Raw genomic sequence first — 3219 nt, 5'->3', positions numbered from 1 at the left:
AGAAGAAATCATCCGGATGATTGCTAATGATAACCAAAAAATTGCTATCATCAAAAAGCTATGTCCAGAGAAGAAAACGGAATAAAGCTACTTGCGAAACTTAAATATAGTATAAAATCAATAAGCAAAAGTATCTTCTATGTGATTAAGAATGGAATTCAGTTCGTCAAGCGTTTCTGCCCTGAGCATGGCTATACGTGTTTCCTTGAAGTTAGGAATACCCTTGAACAACGGAGATGCCGCAAGATGACGGCGTACATGAAGTATTCCGCGACGTTCGTCGAGCAAATTTACACTGTCCTGTACTTCACGACGCAAGACATTCATTTTCCAGTTGAAATCGAGCCCTGTTAGCTCCTCGCCAGTCTGCAGATAATGTTTCACTTCCTTGAATATCCAGGGACGACCGAAGCTGGCACGACCTATCATTATGGCATCCACACCGTATTTGTCGAAACATTCCTTTGCACGCTGAGGTGTTGTCACATCACCATTACCTATTATAGGAATATGCATACGGGGATTGTTCTTTACCTCGCCTATAAGAGTCCAATCTGCTTCACCTGTGTACATCTGCGCACGTGTACGGCCGTGAATGGTAAGAGCCTCAATACCGCAATCCTGAAGCTGTTCGGCAAGTTCAACTATAATTTTATGCTCCGAATCCCATCCCAAACGTGTTTTCACCGTAACAGGTATCTTAACAGCATCTACCACAGCTTTTGTTATCTCAAGCATTTTAGGTACGTTCTGCAACATGCCCGAACCAGCTCCCTTGCCGGCCACACGCTTTACAGGACATCCGAAATTCAAATCAAGGATATCAGGGTTGGCCTGTTCAACAATCTTTGCGGCCTCTACCATAGTTTCTGTATCCTTACCGTAAATCTGGATGGCCACAGGACGTTCCTTATCGCTAATATTGAGTTTAAGCATGGTCTTCCCCACCGAGCGAATCAGAGCGTCGCTCGAAACGAATTCGGTATATACCATATCGGCACCAAACTCCTTACAAAGAAGGCGAAAGGCCGGGTCTGTAACATCCTCCATTGGAGCCAATAGTACAGGCTGTTCTCCTAAGTCAATATTTCTAATCTTCATAAACCAGTTTTATTAATCATTTGAAAGTGGGAGTAATAAACCATTTGTTATACATCAGTGTAGCCACACGATAAACCACAAAAGCCGAAAAGAATCCGGCAATGGAATCTATCAGATAATGAGCTTGTATATATACAGTGGCCAGACATAAAAGTATGTAAAAAGGCAGCAGAAAATAAGATAATTTCCTGCTCACACGCCATGACATTATCATAATAATGGTTGATATGGCTACATGCGAACTCGGGAATGCCGCGGTAGGACGTTCGCCAATCTCCTGTGAGGCCTCAACCAGATTGTAAAAGAAGCCATGCTCATATCCAGGTGCAGGGAATAAAAGCACATTGTAGTTGAAATAATCTCCTATAGGAATAAACTCGCACGCGTTTACCCTATCCATACCTATTGCGGGGAAATAGAACTGTGGTCCTGCCACCGGCACAAGCAAATAGAAAAGATAGTATATGAAAAAAGATGTAACGAGCACAAAGCAAATCTTTTCAAACCACTTAAAATGAAATAAGAAATAATACACCACCGCTATCAGCATCATGGGATAATAGAAAAAATAACCCATATTGAGCGGCTCGCTAAACCAGATGGAAGGAAAATGTGCACAGAACTCCACAGAAGGCTGACACTCGAACAACGACTGCTCCATAGCCGCAAAGAGATGGTCCAGATTGTCAAACACACGGTTGAACTCGTATGTATCAGGATACCAGTATGCAAGAAGCGACATCTGGACTACCATACGTACAAAAGCCGTAAGCCTGCACGGAAAAGCGCTGTACAGATATATCAGAGCAAAAGTAAGTACTACTATTACCAAGCGCTCAAGAAGCATCACTCCGGGATGATCCATCCGCGCATACAATATTAATATAAGGATAGAAGTAAGAGCATTATAAATAAGGCTTATGCTCTCTACAGCAAAAAGCCCTTTGCCGCTCTCGACCCTCTCCAAAAGATTTATCTTTACACCCATCCTTCTTTCTTATACCAGTTTACAGTTTCTTTGACTCCACGTTCCAGATCATATTCAGGTTCATAACCTAACTCTCTCCTGAGAGGCTCTATATCACACCTCCAGTTACGCTGTTTCATTATCTTGTATTTGTCACCGTTCAATGTACTTGGTTTATGAGTAAAATGTGATATAAAACCTGAAACATACGATATTGCCTTAAGCAACAGCAACGGACATACAAACCTTATCATCCACGGATTTCCAAGTTCCTTCCTTATCAAGTCTGAGAAGGCGCGACTGTTATATACACCACCGTCGCTCACAAAATATGAACGATTCCTTACGCCTTTACTTATTGCCAGATAAACGGCCTGAACCAAATCTTTTACATATATGAAAGTAATGTCCTGTCTCTTATATCCCGCAACGAAATCCACATGATTGCATATCGACTTTACCATCAGGAAGTAATCCCTCTCCCGAGGGCCATATACTCCAGTAGGACGGAATATCACGTATGGAAAATCCTTCAGACTCTGAAGATACTCCTCTGTCTTGAGCTTGCTCACACCATAAGCCGTGTTCGGAGCAGGCTTATCTGTTTCGCATATGGACGAATAGTCTTTTTCGCGTATAGGTCCGAAAATACTGAGTGAGCTTATGAAAATAAAATTCTTAGGAGCCATATCAAGTTTCATGAGGGTTTCGATGAAATGACGTGTAGCCCAATAGTTTCCTATCTCGAAACCTGCCTTGTCTAAACATTTGGTGACGCCGGCACAATGAATGATATAGTCCCATCCGCCGTGTTCCTCCTTATGCTTGAGCAACTGCGACGCAAGTCTGTCCGAATCGGTAAAATCGAGTTCGGCAAAACGGATCCGATCGTCCTGCAAATACTTTCTGCTACTGCTTTTACGCACTCCGGCCCATACCTGCATTCCTTCGGCAAGGCCACCCTCAACCAAAAAACTGCCAATAAATCCGCTGGCTCCTGTTACTAATATTTTGTTATTCATAACTTCCCGTATTATAAAGGCACAAACTTACATAAAAATCTTCGTTTTTTATGCCGGTGCAATAAAAAATCAAGCCCTACGTACTTGATTGATCGTCTATTGCCGTGCTCGAAGCACAAAATGTTGTAT

The 3219-nt window shown here is 42.4% G+C and carries 3 protein-coding genes; all 3 read right to left on the bottom strand.

Going from position 1 to position 3219, the window contains the following annotated elements; all coding sequences use genetic code 11:
• Window positions 1-117: 117 nt before the first annotated feature.
• The 3 genes from dusB to H6A27_RS14015 are packed head-to-tail and all read right to left on the bottom strand — an operon-like array spanning window position 118 to window position 3090.
• The gene (gene dusB / locus H6A27_RS14025) at window positions 118-1101 is read right to left on the bottom strand and encodes a tRNA dihydrouridine synthase DusB (protein ID WP_204509128.1); all 984 of its coding nucleotides are present in this window, start codon (window positions 1099-1101) and stop codon (window positions 118-120) included.
• Between the two features lie 16 nt (window positions 1102-1117).
• Window positions 1118-2089, bottom strand: a complete 972-nt coding sequence (locus tag H6A27_RS14020) for a phosphatase PAP2 family protein (RefSeq protein WP_204509127.1) — start codon at window positions 2087-2089, stop codon at window positions 1118-1120.
• Entirely contained in the window at window positions 2080-3090 is a 1011-nt protein-coding gene (locus tag H6A27_RS14015) for an NAD-dependent epimerase/dehydratase family protein (protein ID WP_204509126.1), read from the bottom strand. Before H6A27_RS14015 ends, H6A27_RS14020 begins: the two co-directional genes overlap by 10 nt.
• Between the last annotated feature and the right edge of the window lie 129 nt (window positions 3091-3219).

Origin of the sequence: Bacteroides caecigallinarum, assembly GCF_016902295.1 — a bacterium.
Taxonomy (GTDB): Bacteria; Bacteroidota; Bacteroidia; order Bacteroidales; family Bacteroidaceae; genus Phocaeicola; species Phocaeicola caecigallinarum_A.
Note: the sequence above shows the minus strand (reverse complement) of the source record. Positions and strands in the feature narration are given on the sequence as shown.

What these genes read in the sequence shown, in the direction of transcription:
- dusB (WP_204509128.1), bottom strand. Translation starts at nt 1,101, where the DNA reads ATGAAGATTAGAAATATTGACTTAGGAGAACAGCCTGTACTATTGGCT.
- H6A27_RS14020 (WP_204509127.1), bottom strand. Translation starts at nt 2,089, where the DNA reads ATGGGTGTAAAGATAAATCTTTTGGAGAGGGTCGAGAGCGGCAAAGGG.
- H6A27_RS14015 (WP_204509126.1), bottom strand. Translation starts at nt 3,090, where the DNA reads ATGAATAACAAAATATTAGTAACAGGAGCCAGCGGATTTATTGGCAGT.